21 protein-coding genes, 1 rRNA gene and 1 pseudogene are annotated in these 24,014 nt (G+C 72.0%); 13 read left to right on the top strand and 10 right to left on the bottom strand.

Translation table 11 applies throughout. The features are described 5' to 3' along the window. The first annotated feature begins 93 nt into the window (after nucleotides 1–93). The 3 genes and pseudogenes from rrf to AC3EUV_RS35085 all read left to right on the top strand — a co-directional run bounded on the left by rrf (nucleotide 94) and on the right by AC3EUV_RS35085 (nucleotide 2,345). Nucleotides 94–210 (top strand): 5S ribosomal RNA (gene rrf, locus AC3EUV_RS35075). Nucleotides 211–626: 416 nt separating this feature from the next. Further along, nucleotides 627–1,451: pseudogene (locus AC3EUV_RS35080) on the top strand (tetratricopeptide repeat protein); the annotation flags it as partial. Between the two features lie 147 nt (nucleotides 1,452–1,598). Next, a complete protein-coding gene (locus tag AC3EUV_RS35085) occupies nucleotides 1,599–2,345 on the top strand; it encodes a tetratricopeptide repeat protein (protein WP_432141947.1) in 747 nt (248 codons plus the stop codon). An 84-nt stretch (nucleotides 2,346–2,429) separates the two neighbouring features. Here the strand turns inward: AC3EUV_RS35085 and AC3EUV_RS35090 are convergent, their stop codons facing one another. From AC3EUV_RS35090 to AC3EUV_RS35110, 5 genes are all read right to left on the bottom strand, one after another. Continuing rightward, nucleotides 2,430–4,247: an IucA/IucC family protein gene (locus AC3EUV_RS35090; protein WP_432141790.1), complete on the bottom strand. Its 1,818-nt coding sequence runs from the start codon at nucleotides 4,245–4,247 to the stop codon at nucleotides 2,430–2,432. Continuing rightward, entirely contained in the window at nucleotides 4,244–4,813 is a 570-nt protein-coding gene (locus AC3EUV_RS35095; protein WP_432141791.1) for a GNAT family N-acetyltransferase, read from the bottom strand. The genes AC3EUV_RS35090 and AC3EUV_RS35095 overlap by 4 nt, the downstream gene beginning before the upstream one ends. After that, nucleotides 4,810–6,126: a lysine N(6)-hydroxylase/L-ornithine N(5)-oxygenase family protein gene (locus AC3EUV_RS35100; RefSeq protein WP_435604671.1), complete on the bottom strand. Its 1,317-nt coding sequence runs from the start codon at nucleotides 6,124–6,126 to the stop codon at nucleotides 4,810–4,812. Before AC3EUV_RS35100 ends, AC3EUV_RS35095 begins: the two co-directional genes overlap by 4 nt. Before the next feature lie 32 nt (nucleotides 6,127–6,158). Continuing rightward, complete coding sequence (locus tag AC3EUV_RS35105) at nucleotides 6,159–7,691, bottom strand: pyridoxal phosphate-dependent decarboxylase family protein (RefSeq protein WP_432141793.1); 1,533 nt, start codon at nucleotides 7,689–7,691, stop codon at nucleotides 6,159–6,161. A 157-nt stretch (nucleotides 7,692–7,848) separates the two neighbouring features. Then, the gene (locus AC3EUV_RS35110) at nucleotides 7,849–9,114 is read right to left on the bottom strand and encodes a DUF1015 family protein (RefSeq protein WP_432141794.1); all 1,266 of its coding nucleotides are present in this window, start codon (nucleotides 9,112–9,114) and stop codon (nucleotides 7,849–7,851) included. Between the two features lie 171 nt (nucleotides 9,115–9,285). On the opposite strand from AC3EUV_RS35110, the gene AC3EUV_RS35115 reads away from it, so the two are divergent. Further along, nucleotides 9,286–10,311 carry an HAD-IIA family hydrolase gene (locus tag AC3EUV_RS35115; RefSeq protein ID WP_435604672.1) on the top strand — a complete coding sequence of 342 codons (1,026 nt, stop codon included), beginning with the start codon at nucleotides 9,286–9,288 and terminating at the stop codon, nucleotides 10,309–10,311. A 22-nt stretch (nucleotides 10,312–10,333) separates the two neighbouring features. Here the strand turns inward: AC3EUV_RS35115 and AC3EUV_RS35120 are convergent, their stop codons facing one another. Next, nucleotides 10,334–11,224, bottom strand: a complete 891-nt coding sequence (locus AC3EUV_RS35120) for a siderophore-interacting protein (protein WP_432141796.1) — start codon at nucleotides 11,222–11,224, stop codon at nucleotides 10,334–10,336. A 179-nt stretch (nucleotides 11,225–11,403) separates the two neighbouring features. Then, nucleotides 11,404–12,432, bottom strand: coding sequence for an ABC transporter substrate-binding protein (locus tag AC3EUV_RS35125; protein ID WP_432141797.1), 1,029 nt, complete (start codon nucleotides 12,430–12,432; stop codon nucleotides 11,404–11,406). Nucleotides 12,433–12,494: 62 nt separating this feature from the next. Here AC3EUV_RS35125 and AC3EUV_RS35130 point away from each other — a divergent pair, with 62 nt between their 5' ends. The 3 genes from AC3EUV_RS35130 (at nucleotide 12,495) to AC3EUV_RS35140 (ending at nucleotide 15,707) form a co-directional block, all read left to right on the top strand. Then, nucleotides 12,495–13,544, top strand: coding sequence for a FecCD family ABC transporter permease (locus AC3EUV_RS35130; RefSeq protein WP_432141798.1), 1,050 nt, complete (start codon nucleotides 12,495–12,497; stop codon nucleotides 13,542–13,544). After that, nucleotides 13,541–14,686, top strand: a complete 1,146-nt coding sequence (locus tag AC3EUV_RS35135; protein ID WP_435604673.1) for a FecCD family ABC transporter permease — start codon at nucleotides 13,541–13,543, stop codon at nucleotides 14,684–14,686. The genes AC3EUV_RS35130 and AC3EUV_RS35135 overlap by 4 nt, the downstream gene beginning before the upstream one ends. Nucleotides 14,687–14,825: 139 nt before the next feature. Continuing rightward, nucleotides 14,826–15,707 (top strand): ABC transporter ATP-binding protein, encoded by an 882-nt coding sequence (locus tag AC3EUV_RS35140; RefSeq protein ID WP_435604674.1) that lies wholly within the window; start codon nucleotides 14,826–14,828, stop codon nucleotides 15,705–15,707. A gap of 32 nt (nucleotides 15,708–15,739) precedes the next feature. Here AC3EUV_RS35140 and AC3EUV_RS35145 read toward each other — a convergent pair whose 3' ends face one another. Continuing rightward, entirely contained in the window at nucleotides 15,740–16,087 is a 348-nt protein-coding gene (locus AC3EUV_RS35145; RefSeq protein WP_432141801.1) for an SCP2 sterol-binding domain-containing protein, read from the bottom strand. 188 nt (nucleotides 16,088–16,275) lie between these two features. Here AC3EUV_RS35145 and AC3EUV_RS35150 point away from each other — a divergent pair, with 188 nt between their 5' ends. The 6 genes from AC3EUV_RS35150 to AC3EUV_RS35175 all read left to right on the top strand — a co-directional run bounded on the left by AC3EUV_RS35150 (nucleotide 16,276) and on the right by AC3EUV_RS35175 (nucleotide 21,805). After that, nucleotides 16,276–16,761: a hypothetical protein gene (locus AC3EUV_RS35150; RefSeq protein WP_432141802.1), complete on the top strand. Its 486-nt coding sequence runs from the start codon at nucleotides 16,276–16,278 to the stop codon at nucleotides 16,759–16,761. Between the two features lie 7 nt (nucleotides 16,762–16,768). Beyond that, nucleotides 16,769–17,584: a TlyA family RNA methyltransferase gene (locus tag AC3EUV_RS35155; protein WP_388196217.1), complete on the top strand. Its 816-nt coding sequence runs from the start codon at nucleotides 16,769–16,771 to the stop codon at nucleotides 17,582–17,584. Further along, complete coding sequence (locus AC3EUV_RS35160; protein WP_229893503.1) at nucleotides 17,581–18,522, top strand: NAD kinase; 942 nt, start codon at nucleotides 17,581–17,583, stop codon at nucleotides 18,520–18,522. The genes AC3EUV_RS35155 and AC3EUV_RS35160 overlap by 4 nt, the downstream gene beginning before the upstream one ends. Before the next feature lie 163 nt (nucleotides 18,523–18,685). Beyond that, nucleotides 18,686–18,859 carry a hypothetical protein gene (locus AC3EUV_RS35165; protein WP_432141803.1) on the top strand — a complete coding sequence of 58 codons (174 nt, stop codon included), beginning with the start codon at nucleotides 18,686–18,688 and terminating at the stop codon, nucleotides 18,857–18,859. A 221-nt stretch (nucleotides 18,860–19,080) separates the two neighbouring features. Continuing rightward, on the top strand, nucleotides 19,081–20,808 hold the full coding sequence (recN, locus tag AC3EUV_RS35170; protein WP_432141948.1) for a DNA repair protein RecN: 1,728 nt from the start codon (nucleotides 19,081–19,083) through the stop codon (nucleotides 20,806–20,808). Between the two features lie 187 nt (nucleotides 20,809–20,995). Continuing rightward, complete coding sequence (locus tag AC3EUV_RS35175; RefSeq protein ID WP_435604675.1) at nucleotides 20,996–21,805, top strand: hypothetical protein; 810 nt, start codon at nucleotides 20,996–20,998, stop codon at nucleotides 21,803–21,805. An 89-nt stretch (nucleotides 21,806–21,894) separates the two neighbouring features. Here the strand turns inward: AC3EUV_RS35175 and AC3EUV_RS35180 are convergent, their stop codons facing one another. Both AC3EUV_RS35180 and AC3EUV_RS35185 read right to left on the bottom strand, forming a co-directional pair. Further along, entirely contained in the window at nucleotides 21,895–23,079 is a 1,185-nt protein-coding gene (locus AC3EUV_RS35180) for an RNA polymerase sigma factor (RefSeq protein ID WP_432141949.1), read from the bottom strand. Nucleotides 23,080–23,087: 8 nt separating this feature from the next. Beyond that, a complete protein-coding gene (locus AC3EUV_RS35185; RefSeq protein ID WP_432141950.1) occupies nucleotides 23,088–23,495 on the bottom strand; it encodes a YciI family protein in 408 nt (135 codons plus the stop codon). Between the last annotated feature and the right edge of the window lie 519 nt (nucleotides 23,496–24,014).

Consider the following 24,014-nt stretch of genomic DNA (forward strand, 5'->3'; position numbering starts at 1 on the left):
GGTTCCCGGGTTGCGAACAGTCGCAATCGCTGGTTGAACCAAGTTTCACTCTTTAACTAAAAAGTGTGCTTGTTCGCTAGAGCCCGATAGGGTTTCGGTGGTCATAGCGTTAGGGAAACGCCCGGTTACATTCCGAACCCGGAAGCTAAGCCTTTCCGCGCCGATGGTACTGCAGGGGGGACCCTGTGGGAGAGTAGGACGCCGCCGAACAATCTTTCAGGACCCTTGGTCCCAGCGTTCACGCTGGGACCAAGGGTCCTTTTTGTTTTTCCGAAGCGCGCCGAACTGGTCGGTGCGCGAGAATGAATGCAGTACCGAAGACAGGAGTCACGTCGATGTCCACCAATTCTTCCGACGATCGTTCGGAGCGCCGGCCGCAGCGGCGCGACGACGGCGACCGCGGTGGTTTCCGGCGTGACGACCGGGGGTCGCGCGGCGACAACCGTGGTGGTGACCGCGGGGGTTACCGACGTGATGACCGTCCGTCGGGTGGCGACCGTGGTGGATACCGCGGTGGCGACCGGCGGGATGACCGCGGCGGTGACCGTGGCGGTGACCGTGGTGGCTTCCGCAGGGATGACCGTGGGCCGCGGCGGGATGACCGTTCCTTCGGTGGTGACCGGGGTGAGCGCGGTGGGTTCCGTCGCGATGACCGGCCGTCCGGTGGCGAGCGCGGTGGGTTCCGTGGGGGCGACCGGCGCGATGACCGCGGTGGCGAGCGTGGCGGGTTCCGTAGGGACGACCGTTCCCATGGCGGTGACCGTGGGGGATTCCGGCGTGATGACCGGCCGTCCGGTGCCGGTGGGGACCGTGGCGGCTTCCGCCGTGACGATCGTCGTGATGACCGGCGCGATGATCGTCGTGATGACCGCGGTGGGTTCCGGCGTGATGACCGGCCGTCGGGTGGCGACCGTGGTGGATACCGCGGTGGTGACCGGCGCGATGATCGCGGTGGGGACCGTGGCGGTTTCCGGCGGGATGACCGTGGTGGCGAGCGTGGTGGGTTCCGTAGGGACGACCGGCCGTCGGGTGGTGACCGTGGTGGGTTCCGTGGGGGCGACCGGCGGGACGATCGCGGTGGTGACCGTGGTGGGTTCCGAAGGGATGACCGTGGGCCGCGTCGGGATGATGAGCGTGGTGGCGGGTTCCGGCGGGAGGAGCGGGGCGGGGACCGTCCTGGCTTCCGGCGGGACGACCGGCCGTCGGGTGGTGACCGTGGTGGGGAGCGTCGTGATGATCGCGGTGGGTTCCGGCGGGATGACCGGCCGTCGGGTGGCGACCGTGGTGGATACCGCGGTGGTGACCGGCGGGACGACCGGGGCGGCGAGCGTAGTGGTTTCCGGCGTGATGACCGTGGTGGATTCCGTGGTGGCGACCGGCGGGACGACCGGGGCGGCGACCGGCGGGACGATCGCGGTGGGGACCGTGGTGGCTTCCGCAGGGATGACCGTGGGCCGCGTCGCGATGACCGTGGGGGATTCCGGCGGGATGACGAGCGTGGGGGGCGTCGGCCGTACGGCGCGGGCCGTGGGCGTGATGACCGCCGGGACGATCGCCGTGATGACCGGCGGGACCGGGACCGGGAGCCGATCAAGCGGCTGCCGATTCCGGAGGACGTCACCGGTGAGGAGATCGACAAGGATGTGCGTCAGGAGCTGCTGAGCCTGCCGAAGACGCTGGCCGACGATGTCGCCAAGAACCTGGTGATGGTGGCGAAGCTGCTGGACGAGGACCCGGAGCAGGCGTACGGCTACTCGCGGGTGGCGCTGCGGCTGGCGTCCAGGGTTGCGGCGGTGCGTGAGGCCGCGGGCTTCGCGGCGTACGCGGTCGGCAAGTACAGCGAGGCGCTGGCGGAGTTCCGGGCGGCGCGGCGGATGACCGGCAGCGTGGAGCTGTGGCCCGTCATGGCGGACTGCGAGCGTGGTCTCGGCCGTCCGGAGAAGGCGATGGCCATGGCCGGCGAGCCCGAGGTGCAGAAGCTCGACAAGGCCGGCCAGGTCGAGATGCGGCTGGTCGCGGCGGGTGCCCGGCGGGACATGGGCCAGGCGGACGCGGCGGTGGTGACCCTCCAGAGCCCGGAGCTCGCGTCGAGTGCGGTGCACCCGTGGACGGCCCGGCTGCGGTACGCGTACGCGGACGCGCTGCTGGCGGTCGGGCGTGAGGACGAGGCGCGCGACTGGTTCGCCAGGGCGCTGGAGGCCGACCAGGGCGGTACGACGGACGCCTCGGACCGGCTCGCGGAGCTGGACGGCGTGGAGTTCACCGACGCGCTGGAAGAAGGCGACGAGGCGGACGCGGCCGAGGACGGCGGCGCCGAGGGCGAGGCCGGTTCCGCGCAGGACTGAGCCGGCCGTCGGCTGAGCCGATGTGACGCATGAGGAAGGGCGGGACCCCGGGGAGGGGTCCCGCCCTTCTGCGTTGGGGGTGGGTCAGGAGGCCGGAGCGTACGGGGCGAGGGGGTTGCGGAGGGTGCCGATGAGCTGGAGGGCGCCCGCCGGGTCCTGGAGGTCGACCATCTCCTGGTTGTTGCGCAGCTGGAGGCGGTTGAGGCAGGAGAGCGCGAACTCGTCGGTGAAGAGGTCGTAGCGCGCGAACTTGTCGGCGAGCTGGGGGGTGGCCGCCTGGTAGTCGGTGACGCAGGCGGCGACCGTGTGCCAGAAGGTGTCCTCGTCGAGGATGCCGTGGTCGTCGAGGGTGCTGCTGAGGAAGCGGAAGAAGCAGTCGAAGACGTCGGTGAAGACGGACAGGAGCTTTTTGTCCTCGGGGACGTCGGCGCGGATGCGTTCGACGGTGGGGGGCAGGACCGCGTGGGGGTCCATGACGGCGATCTCCTCGGCGATGTCCTTGAAGATCACGCGGGCCACGGCGCCGTCCTCCATGACCAGGATGGCGTTCTCGCCGTGCGGCATGAAGACCAGGTCGTAGGCGTAGAAGGCGTGGAGTACGGGCGTGAGGTAGGCGTCCAGGTAGCGGCGGAGCCAGACGGTGGGTTCCAGGCCGGACTCCTCGATGAGTGTGGCGGCGAGGGAGCCGCCGTCGTCGTCGGTGTGGAGGAGGGAGGCCATGGTGGCGAGGCGTTGGCCGGGTTCGACGGTGGGAACGGGGCTTTCGCGCCACAGGGCGGCGAGCATCTTCCGGTACGGGGAGCCCTTGGCGGTGGCGGCCTCGTACTGGCGGTGGTGGTAGCCGATGGCGGCGCGCTCCCGGATGATCGAGAAGCGGGCGGCCCGGAAGGTGTCGTCGGCGTCGATGAGGCGGGCCAGCCAGTCGTTGATGGCCGGGGTGGCCTCCATGTAGGAGGCGGACAGGCCGCGCATGAAGCCCATGTTGAGGACGGAGAGCGCCGTTTTGACGTAGTGCTTGGTGGGGCTGGTGGTGTTGAAGAAGGTGCGGATCGACTGCTGGGCCAGGTAGGTGTCGTCGCCGGGGCCCAGGCACACCAGGCGCTGCTGGGCGACTTCGGCGGCGAAGGTGACGGAGAGCTTGTTCCACCACTGCCAGGGGTGGGTGGGGAAGTAGTAGTAGTCGGCGGGGTCGAGGCCGAGGGTGGTGAGGGTGGCGGCGAAGCGGGCGCGGGTCCCGTCGGGGAGTTCGTCGCGGATCAGGGCGTCGTAGTCGAGGCCGGCGCCGGCGGTGAAGGTGGCGTGGTCGCGGTGGGCGGCGAGCCAGATCAGCCGGAGCGGGGCCGCGGTCTCCGGGGCGTAGGCGTGGTACTCGTGGATGCCGAAGCCGAGCCGGCCGTTGTTGGCGACGAAGCAGGGGTGGCCCTCGGTCATGCCGGTCTCGATGGCCTGGAAGTCGGCCTTCGCGAGCTCCGCGGCGGAGGGCCGGCCGGCGGCGAGTTTGTAGGCGGTCCCGGAGAGGGTGGAGCTGATCTCCTCCAGGTAGACCGGGAGGATCGTCTCGCCGAGGCCCAGGGAGTCGCGAAGTTCCAGGAAGAACGCCACCGCGTCCAGGGGGAGTTCGTCGTGGTCGCGGTGCCGGGTGATGCTGTCGGCGTCGATCTGCCAGTGGTCCAGGGCTCGTCTGCGGGCCGCGAAGCGGTACTCGGTGGTGCCGTCGTCGCTGCGTACGGCGTAGTGGCCGTCCTGCGGGAGGCGCCGGGGGGTGAGCAGCCGTTCATGGGCGAACTCGGCGAGGCCCTTGCGGATCAGCAGCCGGTTGGCGCGGGCCCACAGGTCGGGGGTGAGGTGGGCGACGGCGTCCCGGGCGGAGAGGTGCGGGGTGCCGTCGGAGGGGGCGGTCATCGGTGGTCTCCTCGGGTGGCCAGGAACTGGTCGCGGGTGCAGGTGCTGAGGTAGGCGTCTTTGGAGGGCAGCGAGACGGTGCGCAGGACCTCGAAGCCGACGGCCTTGTTGAGGGCGTGGACGGCGGTGTTGCGCGCGTCGGGCTCGACGACGACGCGGCGGGTGTCCGGGTCGGCGAAGAGCATCTCCATGACGGTGGTGATCACGGCGCGGGTGAAGCCGTGCACGGGGGTGTCGGTGGGCGCCGACAGGAAGTGCATGCCGACGTCGCCGGGTTCGGCGGTGTGGATGCCGACGAGTTCGCGGTGGGCGGGGTCGTAGTGCTCCATGAGGAAGGCCGGGGTGCCGTTGTGCAGGCCGAGGAAGGCGTCGTGGAAGGGGTCAGCGGCTATCCGCGCGAATTCCTTCTCGACGGCGGCGAGGTCGCAGTCCTGCATCAGCCAGAAGGCGGCCTTGGGGTGGGTGACCCAGCGGTGCAGCAGTTCGGCATCGCCGTACGGGTCGACCGGGCGGAGCGAGAACTCCCCGAGCGCGGCGTCGGTGCGGGTGAAGAGGGGGGTGGTCATGCCGGGAGCTCCATGGGGTGGTGCGGACCGGCCGGGGCGGCGAACTCCTGGAAGGCGATGGCCTTTTCGACCGGGTAGTACTCGCGGCCGAGCAGCTCGCGGATGATGCACGCGTTGCGGTAGGCGGCCATGCCGAGGTCGGGGGTGACGAAGCCATGGGTGTGCAGCTCGGCGTTCTGCACGAAGATGCCCCGGCCGGTGGTGTCGATGCTGTAGTTGCGCGCCACGTCGTAGCGGCCGGCGGCGTCCCAGACGATGCGGTCGCGGACGGGGGAGAGGAAGTCCGGTACGCGGTAGCGGTAGCCGGTGGCGAGGATCAGGCCCTGGGTGTCGTGGGCGAACTCCGTGCCCTGCTCCTCCTGGCGCAGGCCCAGGGTGTAGGTGCCGGACGCCTCGTCGTAACGCGCCTGGTGCAGCGCGGTGTTGGTCAGCAGCCGGGTGGGGACCGGGCCGGCCAGGTTCTTCTGGTAGAGCAGATCGAAGATGTCGTTGATCAGCTCGGAGTCGATGCCCTTGTAGAGGTGCTTCTGGGTGGCGTTGAGGCGGTCGCGGGTGGCCGGCGGGAGGGCGTGGAAGTAGTCCACGTACTCCGGGGAGGTCATCTCCAGCGTGAGCTTGGTGTATTCGAGGGGGAAGAAGCGCGGGGAGCGGGTGGCCCAGGTCAGGTGGTAGCCGTGGCTGTCGATGTCCTGGAGGAGGTCGTAGTAGATCTCGGCCGCGCTCTGGCCGCTGCCGATGAGGGTGATGCTGTCCTTGGCCTGGAGGGCGGCCTTGGCGTCGAGGTACCCGGCGTTGTGCAGCAGATCGCCGCCCAGGTCCCGGCAGGCGTCGGGGACGTACGGCGGGGTGCCGGTGCCCAGGACGAGCCGGCGGGCGTGGAAGGTGTGGCGTGCGCCGGTGGGCTGCTCGGCGTGGACGGTGTAGAGCTCTTCGTGCTCGTCGTAGGCGACGGTGGTGACCCGGTGGCCGAAGCGGACGGAGTCGAGTTTGCCGGCCGCCCAGCGGCAGTAGTCGTTGAACTCGGCGCGCAGCGGATAGAAGTTCTCGCGGATGTAGAACGAGTACAGCCGCCCGGATTCCTTGAGGTAGTTCAGGAACGAGAAGGGGGAGCTGGGGTCGGCGAGGGTGACCAGGTCGGCCAGGAACGGCACCTGGAGGTGGCTGCTGTCCAGCATCATGCCGGGGTGCCAGTCGAAGGACGCCTTGTCGTCCAGGAACAGGCCGTCGAGTCCGTCGATCGGCTCGGTCAGGCAGGCCAGGCCCAGGTTGAACGGGCCGAGGCCGATGGCGATGAAGTCGTAAGGGGCGGACACAGGTGTCTCCGATGGGGGGCTTGGTGGGGAGGTCAGCGCGCGCTGAGGGCCGGCCGGGGCTGCTCGGCGAGGAAGCTGCCGGCGTGCTCGGCGATCAGGTCGAGGACGGTGGCGATGTCCTCGAGCGTGGTCTCCGGGTTGAGCAGGGTGAACTTGAGGTAGTGGCGGCCGTCGACGACGGTGCCCGCGACGATCGCCGCGCCGGAGGCGAACAGCGCCTCCCTGGCGTGCAGATTGACCCGGTCGCTGAGTTCGGGGTCCTGGTCGGTGGAGGGCACGTAGCGGAAGACCAGAGTGCTGAGCCGGGGCTCGACGACGACCTCGAAGCGGGGGTCGTCGTGCAGCAGTTTCCAGGCGTCCGCGGCCCGGTCGATGACCTCGTCGAAGAGTTCGCCGACGGCCTGGGCGCCCATGATGCGCAGGGTGAGCCAGAGCTTGAGGGCGTCGAAGCGGCGGGTGGTCTGGATCGACTTGTCGACCTGGTTGGGGATGCGCTGCTCCACCATGCGGCGGGGGTTGAGATAGTCCGCGTGGTAGGTGACATGCCGCAGGGTGGCGCGGTCGCGGACCAGGATGGCGCTCGAACTGACCGGCTGGAAGAAGGACTTGTGGTAGTCGACGGTCACCGAGTCGGCGCGTTCGATGCCGGTCAGCAGGGCGCGGCGGCGGGAGACCAGCAGTCCGCAGCCGTAGGCGGCGTCGACATGCATCCAGGCGCCGTACCCGGCGCACAGGCCGGCGATCTCGGGGAGCGGGTCGATGGAGCCGAAGTCGGTGGTGCCGGCGGTGGCGACGACGGCCATGGGTATCAGGCCGTCGCTCTGACAGCGGGCCAGTTCGGCGGCGAGCGCGTCGGTGCGCATGCGCTTGCTGTCGTCGCTGGGGACGGCGATGACGGCTTCCGCGCCCATGCCGAGCAGGGTGGCCGACTTGCGGATGCTGAAGTGGCTGCATTCGGAGGTGAGGATGCGCAGCCGGGGCAGGACGTCGGTGAGCCGGGCGCCGGACGGGGAGCCCTCGCGGCTCAGCTCCCGGCGGCAGGCCTCGTCGCGGGCGAGCAGCATCGCCTGGAGGTTGGACTGGCTGCCGCCGCTGGTGAAGATGCCGTCGGCCGCCTCGCCCAGGCCGATCCGCTCGGCCGTCCAGTCGATCAGCCGGCGCTCGATGAGCGTGCCGCCCGCGCTCTGGTCCCAGGTGTCCAGGGAGGAGTTGACGGCGGAGAGCACGGCCTCGCCGACGAGGGCGGGGATCACCACGGGGCAGTTGAGGTGCGCGAGGTAGCGCGGGTGGTGGAAGTAGACGGCGTCGCGGAGGTAGACCTCTTCGAGTTCGTCGAGCGCGGCGGCCGCGTCGTGCAGCGGGCTGTCGAGGTCGACGCCGGAGACGGTGGGGGTGAGGCCGTCGACGGTGATTCCGGTGAACGGCTGGGCGGTGCCGGCGATTTTGGCGCTGATCCGCGTGACGCTCTCGGTGACCGCGCTGTGGTAGCGCCGGGCGGTGGCGTTGTTGAGCAGATACGCCCGGTTGTCGGCCGGGTCCTCGGCAGATTGCGCGAGGAGACTCATGAAGATGTCCTCCCTGGTGCGGAGTTGACCACGTCCTGCGCAGGGCTGTGCGTGCGCAGGGGCAGGGAGACCCCACCCGGCGACGTAGTGAGGTAAGCCTAACCTAACTAGGTCGCGAGGGCGGGGCTGAGGGCGTGACGGGGCCCTGGCCCGGAGGTCAGTTCTCGTCGCCGTCCAGGGTGCGCAGGACCAGGCCCGTGGCGGGCTTGGGGCCGAAGGAGGTGGACTTCCGCGGCATCGTCACGCCGTGCTCGGCGAGCTGACGGACGGTCTCTTCGGAGGTGGCGCGCATCAGCACGGCCGTACCGCCGTGCCGGGCGGCCTGCTCGACGGCGGCCTCGGTGTGATGCAGATAGCCGATGTCGGAAGGGTGGTCGGGAATGTGCCAGACCTCGTCCAGCAGGACGGAGTGCAGCACGGTGGCGTCCAACTGCCGCCAGGTCTCGGGCCGGTCCCGGCGGATCGTCCGGTCCAGCAGACCGGGATCGGGACGGTCCAGGAGGTGGAAGGAGTCCAGGCCGCCGGCGAGCACGAAGGCCGTGCCGGGCGTCTCCTCCAGGGCCTCCAGGGCGGCGGACAGCTCGCCGGGGAGGGCGCGGGCACGGAAGGCGCCGGCCAGGTCCGCCAGCGCTTTGGCGGGCGGCAGATGCGGCAGTACCCGGTGGATCGCGCGGACTTGGAGCGGATAGCGGGCGGTGTCCACCAGCAGCACCAGACCGGAGGCCCAGGGCGAGCCGGCGGTGGCGCCGGGCCGCTGCTCGTACAGCCGCTGGTAGGTCGCCCAGCGGTGGTGGCCGTCGGCGATCAGGGCCTGCCGGCGGGTGAGGTCGTCGTCGATGGCGGTGAGGTCGGCCGGGTCGGTGACCGCCCACAGGCGGTGGGCGAAGCCGTCCTCCGTAGTGGTGGCGAGCAGCGGCTCCCGCTCCACCACGCGCTCGATGACCGCGGCGGCGCCGGTCGCGGTGCCCTCACCGCGGTAGGAGAGCAGCAGCGGTTCGAAGTTCGCGGCCGCCGCCCGCATCAGGGCGGCCCGGTCCTCGACCACCTCGGGGATGACGCCCTCGTGCGGCAGCACCGGACCGTCCAGGCGCAGCGCCCCGATCAGCCCGCGCTGGAGCAGCTCGCCGGAGCGCTGCTCGTAGACGTACAGCGCGGGCTCGGCGTCCTGCGTCAGCACGCCCTCGCTGCGCCAGCGGTGCAGGGTGTCGGCGGCCTGGCGGTGGCGGGTGGTGGGGTCGGCGGCGTGCGGGAGGATCAGCCGGACGATGTTGTACGGATCGGCGGTCTCCAGGTGGCGCACGCCGTCCGGCCGGACCACCACGTCGTACGGCGGGGACATCACAGCGGTCAGGCTGCTGACCCGCTCCGGGGCGTAGCGCAGCCCGCGGAACGGGAGGAGGCGGAGGCCGTCGGTACTGGTCATTGAAGAATGCTATGCCGCCGGACGGATGAGGGAAGATCGGGGGACAGCCCGTGCGTGGCTGGAAATATCGGTATGCGCGAAGTGGAGGGCGAGGGTCCTCATGGGGCGGTGGATGCGCCCCCGGGGGCGGCGGATCCCCGGCGCGATGTGTGGAGCGAGGAGCGAGACGGCATGAACGAGCAGGTTCGCAGGCGGCCCGACGGGTCCCGGCAGGCGCTGAGCGAGGCATATGACACCGCGCTGCTGGATCTGGACGGGGTGGTCTACGCCGGCGGACAGGCCATCGAGCACGCCGTGGAATCGCTGACCCGCGCCCGCAAGGACGGAATGCACCTCGCCTATGTGACCAACAACGCCGCCCGGACCCCACAGGCCGTCGCCGACCAGCTGTCCGGTTTTGGCCTGCCGACCGGGCCGGACGACGTGATCACCTCGGCGCAGGCGGTGGCGCGGCTGATCTCCGAGCAGGTGCCGGCGGGCGCGCGGGTGCTGACCATCGGCGGCGAGGGGCTGCGGGTGGCGCTGCGCGAGCGCGGTCTCGTCCCGGTCGGCTCCGCGGACGACGACCCGGCGGCCGTGGTGCAGGGCTACGACCCCACGCTGGACTGGGAGCGGCTGGCGGAGGCCGCGTACGCGGTGCAGCGCGGGGTGCCCTGGTTCGCGTCCAACACGGACCTGACGATCCCCAAGGAGCGCGGGATCGCGCCCGGCAACGGTGCGTTGGTGGAGGTGGTCCGGATCGCCGCGGGCGGCACCCCGCAGGTGGCGGGCAAGCCGCAGCCGCCGATGCACCGGGAGACGGTGCTGCGGACCGGTGCGCGGCGGCCGCTGGTGATCGGCGACCGGCTCGACACCGATATCGAGGGGGCCTGCAACGGCGAGGTCGACTCGCTGCTGGTGCTCACCGGCGTCACCACACCGGCCGCGCTGCTGGCCGCCCCGCCGGAGCACCGCCCCGCCTATGTGGACGAGGATCTGCGCGGGCTGCTGACCCCGCAGCCGGAGGTGACCGCGGACGGCGGCGGCTTCCGCTGCGGCGGCTGGCGGGCCGAGACGGCCGCGGACACCCTGCGGGTGGACGGCGAGGGCACGCCGCTCGACGGGCTCCGGGCGCTGTGCGCGGCGGCCTGGACGGCGGCGGGGGACGGCAGTTACGAGGCGGACACGGGGCCGGTGCTGGCACGCATCGGCAGGTGAGACGGCGTCCCGGCGCGCGGGATCAGTCCTCCTCGGGCGCCGGGGCACCGGCCGTCAGCTCCGCCAGCAGATCCTCCTCGGAGGCGCCACGGCGCCAGTAGCCGGTGAACTTGACGGCCCTGCGGTCGATGCCGCGCTCGCGGACGAGATGCCGGCGCACCGCCTTGACGGTGCCGGACTCACCGGCGATCCAGGCGTACGGGGTGCCCTCGGGAAGCTCGGCGGCGCGCAGGGCGTCGAGCACCGGCTCGCGCCGCGCGGCGGTCGCCTCGTCCCGGACGAGCCAGGTGATGTCGGTGTCGGCGAAGGACGGCAGCCGCTGCCGGTCGTCCTCGTGCGCGATCTCGATCCAGACCTTGGCGCGGGTGCCGGGGGAGAGCCAGGACAGGATGCCGGCGATCGCGGGCAGCGCCGTCTCGTCGCCGGTGATCAGGATCCAGTCGGTGCCGGCCGGCGGGCGGAAGTCGACACCGCCGTTGTCCTCCACGGCCGGGGCGAGCACGGTCAGCCGGTCGCCGGGCCGGGCCTGGGCGGCCCAGCGGGAGGCGGGGCCGCCGGCCAGTGGCGAGGCATCCGGCCCGGCCCCGTGCAGCGCGAAGTCGACATCGAACTCCCGTGGTTCATGGCGCTGTTCGCGGATGGTGTACGAGCGCATCACCGGCCGCTCGGCCGGGTCCTGCGCGCGCCAGGCGGTGTACCAGCCGTCGCCGGTGTCGTGGAAGACCGTCCGGTCCTGGTGAGGCTGCGGGAGGAAGAGCTTGAAGCGCTGGTCACGACCGCCGGAGGCCAGTTCGGCCAGCCGTTCCCCGCCGAAGGTGACCCGCACCACGGAGGGGCTCAGCCGCCGGGTCCGTACGACATACACGTCGAAGAAGCGGAACGGTGCGGTGGCGGGGGCGGCGGTCGTGGTCATGTGGGGGACCTCCCGGGACGGGGCGGGGACTGTGCGGTGGGGTGGTGCGGTGGCTTTCGGGTGGTGCGGTGGCTCCGGGCGCGCGGGCGCCGGGGCGCTGAGGTACGGGGGTGCCGCGGTGGACCGTGGCGGCCGGGGTGTGCTGCGGCCGGGGTCCGGTGATCCACCGCGGCGGTACGTCAGTTGGCCTTCTTGGCGCCCTCGATGGCCTTGGCGAGCGACTCGATGAGCGGGGCGGCGCCCGCGTAGGAGAAGCGCGGTTCGCTCGACCACGGGGTGATCTGGCCGGCCTTGACCGCGGGCAGCTTGGACCAGGAGGGCTTGGCCGCCAGGTCCTTGGGCTGGAGGGTGGCGGTCCGGTTGTCCAGCAGGAGCACATCCGCCTTGTACTTGTCGGCGTTCTCCCAGCTCAGGCTCTCGAAGTAGCCGCCCTTGTCCAGGTGGTCGGGGACGATCAGATCGACGCCGAGGGACTTGTAGTACATGAGGTCGGCGTTGATGCCGGGGTTGGACGCGTAGAAGAGGCCCGGGCTGCCGGAGCAGGCGAGCACCTTGACCGGGTGGGACTTGGCGGCCTTGCGCAGCGCCGCGGAGGCCGCCTCGAAGCGGGCCTTGGCGTCGGTGACCTTCTTGGCCTGGAGGTCCGCGCCGAGCGACTTGGCCAGCTCGGCGTAGCGCTCGATGATCTTGACGAGCGGGACCCGGGCCGAGGTGATGGCGAGGGTCTTCGCCAGCGGGGTGATCTTGTCCTTGCTGTCTTCCGGTACGAACCACAGCGCGTCCGGCTCGTACATGTTCGTGACCAGCAGATCGGGGCGCAGCGACGCGTACTTCTCGACGTTGAACTGGTTGTAGGCGTTGCCGATGATGGTGACCTTGTCGACATCCAGGTCACCGGCCTGCGGATCGGGCTTGCCGTTCTTGAGCTTGGTGGGGCCGAAGACACCGACGATCCGGTCGTCGATCCCGAAGTCGTGGAGTGCGGCCGCGGTGCCGGTGAAGGCGACGATACGCTGCGGGGTGTTCTTCAGCGAGACCTTCTGCTTGCGGTCGTCGGTGAAGGACCAAGGGCCGGTGTCGGCGCCCTTGTTGGCACCCCCCGTGCCCTTGTCTCCGCCGCATGCGGCCAGCAGGGCGCCGATACCGACGGCGCCCCCTGCTGCCAGGATGCCGCGACGGGACAGAGTGACGTGTGGGGAGGTGCTCATGGGTGCACTTCTCTCTGGGAGGGGCTGCGGGGCGAATGTGAGGGTAGGCTAACCTAACCATCGTGTTGGTTGACAGTCCCCCCGAAGCGGCAACGGCTCCGGACCCCGTGATATCCCGGCGGCGCCCCCTCCTGCGCTCCGCGGGACTGGTGGTCTCGGTCGCTGTATTGGCCGTCATCGTCGTCCTAGGCATCGCCGTCGGCGCCAAGCAGATCCCCCTCGACCAGGTGTGGCACGGGGTGTTCCACTACTCCGGCTCCGACACCGACGTCGTCATCCGCGATGTCCGCTTCCCGCGCACCCTGCTCGGCCTGCTCGTCGGCGCCGCGCTCGGCCTGGCCGGCACGGTCATGCAGGCGCTGACCCGAAACCCCCTGGCGGACCCCGGAGTTCTCGGTATCAACGCCGGTGCCTCGGCCGCGGTCGTCACCGCCGTCAGCTTCTTCGGCATCACCTCACTGACCGGCTATGTGTGGTTCGCGTTCGCCGGCGCCGCGGTGGTCAATGTCGCGGTCTACGTCCTCGGCGGCACCCGGGGCGCCACGCCCGTACGGCTCGCCCTGGCCGGCACCGCGCTGACCGCCGTCCTCATCGGCTACATCAACGCTGTCAATCTGATGGACACCGCGGCACTGGACAAGATGCGCTTCTGGACGGTGGGTTCGCTGGCCTCGGCCACGCTGCCGACGGTCACCTCGATCGCGCCGTTCCTGGCGGTGGGGGGCGTCCTCGCGCTGCTGATCGCCCGGCCGCTGAACGCCATCGCGCTCGGCGACGACCAGGCGCGGGCGCTGGGCGCCCGGCTGACCCGCACCCGGGTGCTGGCGATGCTCGCCGTCACCCTGCTGTGCGGCGGGGCGACCGCCGCCTGCGGCCCGATCGTCTATGTGGGCCTGATGGTTCCGCATGCCGTACGGGCCGTCACCGGGCCCGATCTGCGCTGGATCCTGCCGTACTCCGCGGTGCTCTCACCGGTCCTGCTGCTCGGCGCGGATGTCCTCGGCCGGGTCGTGGCCCGGCCCGGTGAGCTCCAGGTCGGCATCGTCACGGCCGTCCTCGGCGGACCGGTCTTCATCTATCTCGTACGACGTCGGAGGATGGCCCAGCTGTGAGCGCGACCGTGAAGTCCGGGGAGGCCGGGGGGCCGGCGGCCGGGAAGGACCGGGCGGCGGGGGCCCGGCGGGTGCGGGCGGTACGCACCAGGGGCGGCCTCTCGGTGCGCCTCGACGTACGTGCCACGGCGGTCGGACTGCTGCTGCTGGCCGTCGCCCTGGCCGCCGCCGTCGCCCTGATCGGCTCCGGCGACTACCCGATGACCCCGGCCGAGGTGCTCGCCGCCCTGACCGGCGGCGGGGACGCCGGCCAGCAGTACATCGTGCACGACCTGCGGCTGCCGCGGGTGCTGGTGGGGCTGTTGGTCGGGGTCGCGTTCGGGGTCTCCGGGGCGGTCTTCCAGACCGTCTCCCGCAATCCGCTGGGCAGTCCGGACGTCCTGGGCTTCGCCCAGGGCTCGTCCTTCGGCGCCCTGACCGCCATCGTCTACTTCCAGGCCGACGCCTTCGGGGTCGCGGCCGGAGCGGTGGCCGGCGGGGTGGGCACCGGGATCGCCATCTTCCTGCTCGCCTGGAAGCGCGGCATCCATGGCTACCGCTTCGTGCTCGTCGGCATCGGAGCGAGCGCCATGCTCTACGCGATGGTGCTCTTCCTCCTGACCAAGGCGAACATCATCGAGGCGACCCGGGCCACCACCTGGATGACCGGCTCCCTCAACGGCCGTGGCTGGGAGCAGGTCCAGCCGCTGGCCGCGGTCTGCGCCGTCCTCGTCCCGCTGCTGCTGTTGTTCGGGCGGCCGCTGCGCATGCTGGAGATGGGCGATGACGCCGCGTATGCGCTCGGCGTACGGGTCGACCGGGTCCGTGTCGTTGTGCTGCTGGTGGCGGTGGTGCTGGTCGCCGCCGCCACCGCGGCGGCCGGGCCGATCTCCTTCGTCGCGCTCACCGCGCCCCAGCTGGCCCGCCGGCTGACCCTCCCGCGCTGGCTCAAGGGCGGCGGAAGCGGGGGCGGTGCCCCCATGCCCGGTCCCAACCTGGTGCTCTCCGGCCTCATGGGTGCCGTGCTGCTGGTCGCCGCCGATTGGGCTTCCCAGCGGCTCTTCGGCGCCGACCAGCTGCCGGTGGGGGTACTCACCGGCGTTCTCGGCGGCGGCTATCTGCTGTGGCTGCTGGCCACGGAGCGCAAGGCGGGACGGGTATGAGCGGGCGGGCGGCGGGGGGAGGACGGGCTGGGCGGCAGCTCCGCGCCGGGCGGGCGACGGTGCGGCGCCCGGGCGGCGACGGTGCGGCCGGTGTTGGGCCGGCGAACAGCAGTGACACGACAACCCCAGGAGTTCCGAAGTGAGCCGTCTCTCGGCCGAGAATGTCACCCTCGCCTACGACCAGCGGGTCATCGCCGAGAACCTCTCGGTCGCCATCCCCGACCACTCCTTCACGGTCATCGTCGGCCCCAACGCCTGCGGTAAGTCCACACTGCTGCGCGCACTCTCGCGGATGCTCAAACCGGCCAGTGGATCGGTCCTGCTCGACGGCGCGGCGATCTCCTCGCTGCCGGCCAAGAAGGTCGCCAGGACGCTCGGGCTGCTGCCGCAGTCCTCGATCGCCCCGGACGGGATCACCGTGGCGGATCTGGTGGCCCGCGGCCGCTATCCGCACCAGGGACTGCTGCGGCAGTGGTCGCCCGAGGACGAGCGGATCGTCGAGGAGTCGATGGCGGCCACCGGCGTCGGTGAGCTGGCCGAACGCTATGTCGACGAGCTGTCCGGCGGCCAGCGGCAGCGGGTATGGATCGCGATGGCGCTCGCCCAGCAGACCCCGCTGTTCCTGCTGGACGAGCCGACGACCTATCTGGACATCCAGCACCAGATCGAGGTGCTCGATCTGTGCGCCGAGCTCCACGAGGAGCAGGGGCGCACGCTGGTCGCGGTGCTCCACGACCTCAATCACGCGGCCCGTTACGCGACGCACCTCATCGCCATGAAGGACGGCGCGGTCATCGCCGAGGGTGCCCCGACCGACATCGTCACGGCGGAACTGGTGAAGCAGGTCTTCGGCCTCGGCTGCCAGATCATCGAGGACCCGGAGAGCGGCACCCCGCTGGTCGTGCCCGCGGCGCGCAAGTCGCGTAACGGGGGTGGGCGCGGGGGGCGGGTCGTGGAGCCTGGGGCGTCGGCGTCGGCTGAGGAGGCTTCGGCGGGGGTTGGGCGGGGGAGCGGTCGGTAGGGGGCAGGGGGCGCGACGGGCTGGGGCTGCTGTTACAGCAGTGTCCTGAGGCGGAGCAGGTCGCGTAGGCCGGCCTCCAGCTTGACGCGGCCGCTGCCCCAGGCCTTGGCGAAGTTCAGCTCGCCGTCCACCAGGGACACCAGGTCGTCGCCGGCCATGGACAGCCGGATGTCGGCCTTGTGCGGGGGCGGGCCGGGGACGTTGGTCACCTCCTGGATGGTGCCGTCGGTCAGCCGCCCGAGGAAGGTCACATCGAGGTCCGTGATGCGGCAGCTGAGTGAGCGGTTGAACGTGGCGGCCTGGCGGACACTGCCGTCGGCCGAGGACAGGTTCTGGGCCAGCCGGTCGAGAGCGGCGCGGCACTGGTCGAGAGTTGCCATCGTGAGCGACGATACGCCAGGTCGGGGACGGCTCGTTCCTCCTCGACCGGCTTCGCCGAGGTAGCGTCGGGGGCATGGAAGAGCCGACGTCCGGCCCGGAGCCGGAGGCGCCCGCGCAAGCCGCGCCAGGTGAGCCGATGGAGCCCGCGGAACCGAGGGAACCCGGGCCGCGCGAAGGCAGCGGAGCCATGAGCACCGCGGGTGGTCTGCTGGCCGGTCTCGTCGGGCCGCACGGTGCCGCAGCATCGGATGGTGCGGCAGGGCCGGATGTCGCCGCAGGGCCGGATGCATCCGCCGAGCGGGGCGGTGGCGCGGAGCGGGGCGGTGGCGCGGAGCGGGGCGATGCCGCCGAGCCGGGCAGTGGCACCGAGCCGGGCGCTGCCGCTGAGCCTGGGGGTACTGCTGAGTCGGGCGGACAGGGCCGGTCGGGCGCCGTGGGCGAGGCGGAGGGGCCCGCCGGGCCGCAGCCGATCGGGGTGGGCGTGACACCGACCGGTGAGGCCGCGGTCGATACCGGGCTGCGGCGCCTCGCCGATGCCGACCACCTCCCCGCGAGCGAACACCTCCGGGTGTACGAGGATGTGCATCGTGGGCTGCGCGATGTGCTGGCCGGTCTCGACCAGCACCCCGGGCCGCCCGCCCCTTCCTCGACGACGCACGACAACAGGAGCTGAACCACAGGTGGCAGGAGTGGCACGACGCCGACTCGATGCGGAGCTGGTGCGCCGCAAGCTGGCCCGTTCGCGCGAGCACGCCAGCCAGCTGATCGCCGCGGGCCGGGTGACCGTCGGCGGGGCGACCGCGACCAAACCGGCCACCCAGGTGGAGACCAGCGCGGCCGTGGTCGTCCGAGAGGACGAGAGCGACCCCGACTATGTCTCGCGCGGCGGGCACAAGCTCGCCGGAGCATTCGCCGCCTTCGTCCCGCTCGGCCTGAAGATCGAGGGCCGCCGGGCGCTGGACGCGGGCGCCTCGACCGGTGGCTTCACCGATGTCCTGCTGCGGGCCGGCGCGCGTCATGTCGTCGCCGTCGACGTCGGATACGGACAGCTCGCCTGGTCGCTCCAGAGCGACGAGCGGGTCACCGTGAAGGACCGCACCAACGTCCGCGAACTGACCCTGGAGCAGATCGACTCGGAGCCCGTCGATCTCGTCGTCGGCGATCTCTCGTTCATCCCGCTGGGGCTCGTACTGCCCGCACTGGCGCGCTGTGCGGCGCCCGACGCGGATCTGGTGCTGATGGTCAAGCCGCAGTTCGAGGTCGGCAAGGAGCGGCTGGGCAGCGGCGGGGTGGTGCGCAGCGCGGAACTGCGGGCCGAGGCCGTCCGCGCGGTCGCGAGCCGGGCCGCCGAACTGGAATTTGGCGTACTTGGCGTAACTGCGAGCCCACTGCCTGGACCTTCCGGGAATGTCGAGTACTTTCTGTGGCTGCGCGCCGGGGCGCCTGCACTCGACCCGGCGGACGTCGACCGTGCAGTGGCGGAGGGGCCTCGTTGACCACTACCCATGCAGTTGAAGGCAGCGCAGCACACGAGAACACCGGAGCCGGGCGGACGGTGTTCCTGCTCGCACACACGGGCCGTCCCGCGGCCATCCGCAGTGCCGAACTCGTTGTCCAGGGGCTGCTGCGCAGCGGCATCGGGGTACGGGTGCTGGCGGAGGAGGCGGCGGATCTGCCGCTGCCTTCGTCGGTCCAGCGCGTCGACTCCGAGCAGTGCGCCGCCGAGGGCTGTGAACTCCTGGTCGTGCTGGGCGGGGACGGCACGCTGCTGCGCGGCGCGGACTTCGCCCGGACGTCCGGGGTGCCGATGCTCGGCGTCAATCTCGGCCGGGTCGGCTTCCTCGCGGAGGCCGAGCGCGACGACCTCGACAAGGTCGTCGACCGGGTCGTCACCCGGGCGTACGAGGTCGAGGAGCGGATGACGCTCGATGTCCTCGTCCGCAACAACGGCAATGTCGTACACACCGATTGGGCCCTGAACGAGGCGTCGGTGGAGAAGGCCGCACGGGAGCGGATGCTGGAGGTGGTGACCGAGGTCGACGGCCGGCCCGTCTCGCGCTTCGGTGGCGACGGCGTGGTCTGTGCGACCCCGACCGGTTCGACCGCATACGCCTTCTCGGCCGGCGGGCCGGTGGTCTGGCCCGAGGTCGAGGCCCTGCTGATGGTCCCGATCAGCGCCCATGCCCTGTTCGCCAAGCCGCTGGTCACCTCGCCGCGTTCCGTGCTGGCGGTCGAGGTCCAGCCCAAGACGCCGCACGGCATTCTCTGGTGCGACGGCCGCCGCAGTGTCGAACTCCCCGCCGGCGCCCGCGTCGAGGTCCGCCGCGGCGCCGTGCCCGTACGCCTGGCCCGTCTGCACCATGCCTCCTTCACGGACCGCCTGGTCGCCAAGTTCGCCCTCCCCGTGGCGGGGTGGCGGGGGGCGCCGCACTAAGGGGTGTCCGGTGCGACCGTGCTGCCACCAGGCCCGGTGGCAGCGGGCGCCGGTCGCGCGGAGCGTCGCGCATCCGCGGCGCTGTCGGGCGACTGCCCGGCCCTTCGCCGAGACGCTCGCGAATATCGACATGTGGACCAAATCGTGGAGCAGAGTGACGGCCGTGCCCGCCCCGGCGCCGCCGGCCGTCACCGCCCGGCCCGCGGCGGGCGGCAGGGCCTCCGCGCCGGCCGCGATGAATCGCCTCATCGACGCGACGAGCCGCCTCACCGATGCGCCGGCCACGGCCACCGCACCCCGCCTGACCACCGCTGTCCTGCCCGCCGCGGGCCGGTGACCGCACCACCCCGCATACGTCGATACATACGTCGATCCGCTGGACATGAGCACACCTTTCGTTCCGGACTGTGATCAGCTTGACGGCGGAGCGTGATCACGCACCATGCGGAATTCCCCATTCTTTTGGTGCGGTTTTCCGCAGGGCCGGGGGCAGGAGTGAGGGGAGGCCGTCGCGGGGCGACCCCGGGACCTCGTAAGGTCGTATCCGTGTTGGAGGAGATGCGGATCCGGTCCCTGGGTGTCATTGACGACGCCGTTGTCGAGCTGTCCCCCGGCTTCACGGCGGTGACCGGCGAGACGGGCGCGGGCAAGACCATGGTCGTCACCAGCCTCGGCCTGCTGCTCGGCGGGCGCGCCGACCCCGCCCTGGTGCGGATCGGCGCCAAATCGGCGGTCGTGGAGGGCAGGATCAGCGTCGGCCCCCAGGCCCCCGCCGCGGTACGGGCCGAGGAGGCCGGTGCGGAGCTGGACGACGGCGCACTGCTGATCAGCCGCACGCTCTCCGCGGAGGGCCGTTCACGCGCCCATGTGGGAGGCCGTTCCGTACCCGTCGGCCTCCTCGCGGAGTTGGCCGACGACCTGGTCGCCGTACACGGCCAGACCGACCAGCAGGGCCTGCTGCGGCCGGCCCGCCAGCGCCAGGCCCTGGACCGCTACGCCGGAGACACGGTCGCGGTCCCGCTGGCCAAGTACACCGCCGCCCACCGCCGGCTGCGTGCCGTCGCCACCGAGCTGGACGAGCTCACCACCCGGGCCCGCGAACGCTCACAGGAAGCCGATCTGCTGCGGTACGGCCTGGACGAGATCGCGGCGGCCGAGCCACAGCCCGGTGAGGACACCGAACTCGCCGCCGAGGCGGAGCGGCTCGGCCACGCCGAGGCACTGGCCTCCGCCGCGACCCTCGCGCACGCCGCGCTGGCCGGCAATCCCGAGGACCCCGAGGGCGTCGACGCCACCACGTTGGTCGCCGGCGCCCATCGCGCACTGGAGGCCGTACGCAGCCACGACCGGGAGCTCGCCGGGCTCGCCGAGCGGCTCGGCGAGATCGGCATCCTGATGGCGGATGTGGCGGGCGAGCTGGCCGGCTACGCGGACGGGCTGGACGCCGACCCGTTGCGGCTCGCCGCGGTCGAGGAGCGCCGTGCCGCGCTGAACCATCTGACCCGCAAATACGGCCAGGACATCACGACGGTGCTGGCCTGGGCCGAGGAGAGCGCCTCCCGGCTCGCCGAACTGGACGGCGATGACGACCGGATCGGCGAGCTGACCGCCGAGCGGGACGCACTCCGCAACGAACTGGGCGAACTGGCACAAACATTGACCGATGCCCGTACGGCCTCGGCGAAGCGTTTCGCCGACGCGGTCACCGCCGAACTGGCCGAACTCGCCATGCCGCACGCCCGGGTGACCGTCGAGATCCGCCAGACCGAGGTCGCCGAGGGTGCCGACGGCATCGAGGTCGGCGGCCGCACGGTGGCCTATGGACCGGCCGGCGCCGATGAGGTCGAACTACTCCTGGCCCCGCACCCGGGCGCACCGCCCCGGCCGATCGCCAAGGGGGCGTCCGGCGGTGAGCTCTCCCGGGTGATGCTCGCCGTGGAGGTGGTCTTCGCCGGCTCCGACCCCGTCCCGACCTACCTCTTCGACGAGGTCGACGCGGGCGTCGGCGGCAAGGCGGCCGTCGAGGTCGGCAGGCGGCTGGCCAGGCTCGCGAAGTCGGCGCAGGTCGTGGTCGTCACGCACCTCCCGCAGGTCGCGGCGTTCGCGGACCGCCAGCTGCTGGTGGCGAAGACGAACGACGGCTCGGTCACCAGGAGCGGTGTCACGGTCCTGGAAGGCGAGGAGCGGGTCCGCGAACTCTCCCGGATGCTGGCCGGCCAGGAGGACTCCGAAACGGCCCGCGCGCATGCGGAAGAGCTGCTGGAGACGGCGCGTACGGGCAACTAGGAAGCGGCGGGGCGCCCGGGGCGCTTCAACTCTCTCACCGGCCACCGGCCACCGATCGTCGGTCACCGGCACCGGCACCGGCACATGCCACCGGTCGCCGGAGGCGTCGTTCCCGCGTGACCGGGCGGCGCTCGCCCCTAGGGTGACGGGAGCCGAGCACGGCAGGGTGCCGGGTGAGGGGCGTGACATGGCGGCGGTGGCGGGCGGCAGGGCGTCGGGGCGGTTCTCGGTGCTCCTGGGGGCGGCAGGGGCGACCCGGGCCGTGTATACGGCGCTCAGGAAGCGCCCGCCGGGCGGTGCCGTCCTCTGGGAGCGGAAGAATTACGCCGGCCGGATCGTGAACCTGCACGCGGGCCTCGCCACGGCCACCGGGACCGCCCTCGCCGCCGTCACCGCACCGGGGCTGCCCGCGCGGACCCGGGCCGCCGGGGCGCTGGCAGTACTGGCCGCCGGAGGCTGTGGCGCGTACGACGACGTGTTCGGTGCCAGTGATCCACGCCGCGGATTCCGGGCGCACCTCTCGGCACTCCGGCACAAGGAAGTCACCAGTGGGGCGGTGAAGCTGTTCGGGATCGGCGCCGCCGGGCTCGCGGCCGGCGCCCTCCTCAAGGAGCGACCGTCCGACAAAGTGCTGGCAGGCGTGGTGATCGCGGGCTCGGCGCACCTGGTGAACCTCCTGGACGTCCGGCCGGGCCGGGCGGCCGGCGCCGTAATGGCCATCGGTGCCCCCGGGCTGCTGCGCCGCGGCTCGGCGGGCGCCCTGTCCGCCGCGCCCATGGGGGCCGCGGCCGCCGTCCTCGGCGACGACCTCGGGGAGCGGACGATGATCGGGGACGCCGGGGCGCACGCCCTGGGCGCAGCGCTCGGTCTCGCCATCGTCACGGGCAACGGCCGCCGGGGCCTGGCCGCGCATGCCGCCGGACTGATCGCCGCCGCGGCCGCGGGGGACCGTGTCAGCCGGGCGGCGGCGACGCTCCGAGCCCGCAGCCACGCGTAGTGCGGCTGACCTCCACCCCCCCGACCCACCATGATCGGTCAGCCCAACAAAGCCGCGCCAAATCCCGCGCGCAATCCGAGCGCGCCCCGTCACCGACCCCGGCCGGTGTTGAGCCGGGCGGCCTGGCGCGTGAGGTAGTCGCGCTCGGCGAGGTTGGGTGCCTTCCGGGCCGCCTCGGCGTACAGCCGGGCCGCCGTCGCCGGGTCGCCGTCGCGCTCGTGGAGGTAGGCCGCCACCGCGGCGTGGCGGGGCAGGGAGTCGTTCAGGGCCGCGAGCGCCGCCAGCCCGGCACGTGGTCCGTCGGCCTCGCCGACGGCCACCGCGCGGTTGAGCCGGACAACCGGGCTGTCGGTCAGGCGCGCGAGCTCGTCGTACCACTCGACGATCTGCACCCAGTCGGTCTCCTCGGCGGTGGGCGCGTCGGCGTGGAGTGCCGCGATGGCGGCCTGAGCCTGGAATTCGCCCAGCCGGTCGCGCGCGAGGGCCGCCTGAAGGATCTCGACGCCCTCGGCGATCGACTCGGTGTCCCACCGGCCGCGGTCCTGCTCGGCGAGCGGCACCAGGCTGCCGTCGGGCGCGGTCCGGGTGGCGCGCCGGGCGTGGTGGAGCAGCATGAGGGCGAGCAGCCCCGCCACCTCGGGGTGGTCGATCGCGGCCGCCAGCTGCCGGGTGAGCCGGATGGCCTCGGCGGCGAGGTCGACGTCGCCGGAGTAGCCCTCGTTGAAGACCAGGTAGAGGACGCGCAGCACGGTGGCGACGTCGCCGGGCCGGTCCAACCTTCCCCGAGCGCTCGGCTTGGCTTGAGCAGGGGAAACTCCCGCGCCGGAGACGGTGCGCTTGGCACGGCTGATGCGCTGCGCCATGGTCGCCTCGGGCACCAGGTAGGCCTGGGCGATCTGGCGGGTGGTGAGCCCGCCGACGGCGCGCAGGGTGAGCGCCACCGCGGACGACGGCGTCAGCGACGGGTGGGCGCACAGGAAGTAGAGCTGGAGCGTGTCGTCCACCCCGGGCGCGGGGCCGGGCGCCGGCTCCTCGTCGACGAGGTCCTCGCGCCGGCGGCGGGCGGCGTCCGCCCGGGTCGCGTCGAGGAACCGGCGCCAGGCCACGGTGACCAGCCAGCCCTTGGGATCCCGCGGAGGGTCGGCCGGCCAGACGCGGACCGCCTCGACCAGCGCGTCCTGCACGGCGTCCTCGGCCGCCGTGAAGTCGGCTCCGCGGCGGACGAGGATCGCAAGGACGCTCGGCGTGAGGCTCCGGAGCAGGGCCTCGTCCATCGGTGCGCTCACTCCGTGATGGTGGGCGGCGCGGTCAGGAACGGGCGCAGCTCCAGCCACTCGTGGATCGGCTTCCCGCCCGCCCCGGGGGCGGCCGACAGTTCCCCGGCCAGCTCGACGGCGCGCTCGTAGCTGTCGACGTCGATCACCATCCACCCGGCGATGAGGTCCTTGGTCTCGGCGAACGGGCCGTCGGTGACCGGCGGACGCCCCTCACCGCCGTACTGGACCCATGTGCCCTCGGGGGCGAGCGCCTGACCGTCGACGAACTCTCCGGTCTTTTCCAGCCGGTCCGCGAAGTCCTGCATGTACCCCATGTGTGCCGAGATCTCCTCCGGCGTCCACTGGTCCATGGGCACGTCGTTGACCGCGGCCGGAGCGCCTCGGTAGTGCTTGAGCAGCAGGTACTTGGCCATGGTGTTCTCCTCGGTGCTGGTGCGTCCCATTGTGGTCGCGTTCACCCCGGGGACGGAGCGGGTCACGGGTTCTCGACATCGCCGGCCGAAGTTTTTTGGCCCGGGTGGAGGAGCCCGAGTGAGCCGCTTCGTGGGGGGCGGGGGCTCCCGACCCGCCCCCGGGAGCCATACGCAGCCAGACTGCCCATTCCCGGCATCGCCCCTCCCACAGCAATTCCTTATTCGGCCAAACACCGGCCGCGCTCCGAGCGGCGGCGCACGCGCCCTGTGAGGCGGCGCGAGGCGCACTCCGGGGAGTGGATTCACCCTTGGGAGCCATGAATCAGCGCGGGCGGTTTGTCGCCCATGTGGGTGATCTGGTGGGTGCTGGGGTGAGACTTCCCACCGGAACGGCGGCCGGACGGTGCCGATTTGACCCCGCCGGGCTGGCATCCTGGGCGCGGTGCGCAGTCCCGGGCCCGCTGTCCGCGTCCTGACCCGTCGCCGGGCAGGCAGGTGGCCGCCGGCCGCGCGCCGCAG

This window comes from Streptomyces sp. bgisy130 (assembly GCF_057708345.1).